1 protein-coding gene is annotated in these 2,030 nt (G+C 73.0%); it reads right to left on the bottom strand.

What is annotated here, in order from left to right; translation table 11 throughout:
* Positions 1-160 precede the first annotated feature (160 nt).
* Entirely contained in the window at positions 161-1,903 is a 1,743-nt protein-coding gene (locus AC07AB_RS29530; protein WP_478573045.1) for a carbohydrate binding domain-containing protein, read from the bottom strand.
* Positions 1,904-2,030 lie beyond the last annotated feature (127 nt).

Here is a 2,030-nt window from a genome sequence, read left to right on the forward strand (position 1 = left end):
GTTTTCCTTCGCAACTACCCCCCCCCCCCCCCCCCACTCCCCCCCCCCCCCCCCCCCCCCCCCCCTCCCCCGGGGCCGGGGCCGGGGCCGGGGCCGGGGTACGGCCCGCCCTGAACCGCCGTCAGGGCGGGCCGGATGTACGGCTGTCCCGAACGCGGTGTCAGGTGATGGCGAAGTCGTCCGCGTACACGCTGTTCTGCCCGTACCAGCCGTGGGTGTAGACGGTGACCGTGCCGGTCGCGCCGGTGGTGAAGGGGACGGTGAGCTTGGTCCAGGCGCCGGCCGCGGACCAGGCGCTCGCGGTGGCGTCGCCCTTGACCCCGATGTAGGCGTAGCCGCCCTGCACCCAGCCGGTCAGGTTGTAGTGGGTGCGGGGGGCCAGGGTGAGCGTCTGCGAGCATTCGCCGGTCTGGCTCGCGGTGGGCGCCACGCGCAGCGCGTGACTGCCGGAGTGCGCCGGGCTGTCCACCACGGCGCCGCCCGGCTGGCAGGTCCACGGCCCGAGGCCGCCGGTCTCGAAGCCGCCGTTGGCCGGGGTCCCCCCGCCGCCGGGGCCGGTGACGGTCAGGGTGTAGGTGGCGGAGTGGCTGACGGCCCCGGCCGCGCCCTTGACGGTGATCGGATAGGTGCCGGGGACGGTGCTCGCGGCGGCGCTGACGCTGAGCTTGGCCGTTCCGCCGGCGGTCACAGTCGTCGGATCGACGGTGGCCGTGACGCCGGCCGGGGCCCCCTGGACGGTCAGTTCGATGCGCTGGGCGGTGCCGTTGGTGACCGCGGTGCTCACGGTCGCGGTGGCGGAGCCGCCTTGGGGCAGGGTCGCGGAGCCGGGGGCCGTGGCGAGGGAGAAGTCGTCGGCGGCCGGCCCGCCGCCGGTGAACGGTGCGAAGGCGTGGCTGAAGAACCAGGTGTCCTGCACGATGCCCGAGCAGGTGTCGGAGCCGCCGGTGCCGGGGCAGCCGCCGTTGTCACGCTGGAGCGCCCAGAAGGAGAGGGTGTTGATGCCCTTGTCGACGGCCCAGTTGTAGACGGTGGCGGCGTCGGCGGTGGTGAAGGTCTCGGCCGGGCCGTAGTCGTCGATGCCGGGCATCTCGGTGACGCCGATCATGCCCCACAACTGTGCGGGGGTCTTACCGGAGTAGAGCCCGGTGAGCTGGCCGTGCAGCCCGGCGGCGGCGCGCTGGGTGTCGGTGGCCATCTGGTGGGTGGCGCCGTCGTAGTAGTCGAAGGTCATGAGGTTGACGACGTCGACGCGGGCGCCGTTGCTCACCGCGTTGCGCAGGACGGCCAGTCCGCTGTCCGCGAGGCCGCTCGTCGTCGTGGGGAGGGTGTACGAGAACTGGATGGAGCGGCCGTTGGCGGCGGCCCAGTCCTGCACCTTCTTGATGGCCTTGTTGCGGCGGTCTATGCCGCCGCTGTTGGTGAGGGAGTTGTCCTCGATGTCGAGGTCGATCCGGGGGATGTCGTAGGTGGTGATGACCTTCTCGAACGCGGCGGCTATCGCGTCGACGTCGGTGCAGCTGTCGGCGATCTCCGTACCGGTGTTGTCCGCGGTGTAGCCGCCGAAGGACGGGATGACGTCCCCGCCGCGCGAGCGGATGGTGGTGAAGTCGGCGCCGAAGACCTCGGGCGAGACCGGCTGGGACTGGTTGCCGTTCCAGTACGGCGTGCAGGAGCCCTTGGTGGCGGCTTGCAGGAACGCCATGGTCAGGTACTTCGCTCCGGACTTCGCGGCGAGGTCGGCCGGGCTGTCGTTGCTGTACGCCTCGAAGTAGGGGGCGAATACGTGCGGGGGCAGGGCGGTGGCCGCGTGGGCCGTCTCCCCGGCCCCCATCACCAGGCCCGCCGAGGCGGCCAGCGTGGCCACCGCGGTGAGGCAGGCCCGGAGCGGTCTGAAACGTCTCATGCATACTCCCGGTGGGTGGGACGGCGCGCGTGCGGCGCGCCGCCGGTGTTTCAGGGGGGGGGGGGGGGGGGGGGGGGGGGGGGGGGGGGGGGGGGGGGGGGGGGGGGAGAGGGATATCGGTTCCGGA

The sequence above is a fragment of the Streptomyces sp. NPDC044033 genome (genome assembly GCF_056434425.1).

What these genes read in the sequence shown, in the direction of transcription:
- AC07AB_RS29530 (WP_478573045.1), bottom strand. Translation starts at nt 1,903, where the DNA reads ATGAGACGTTTCAGACCGCTCCGGGCCTGCCTCACCGCGGTGGCCACG.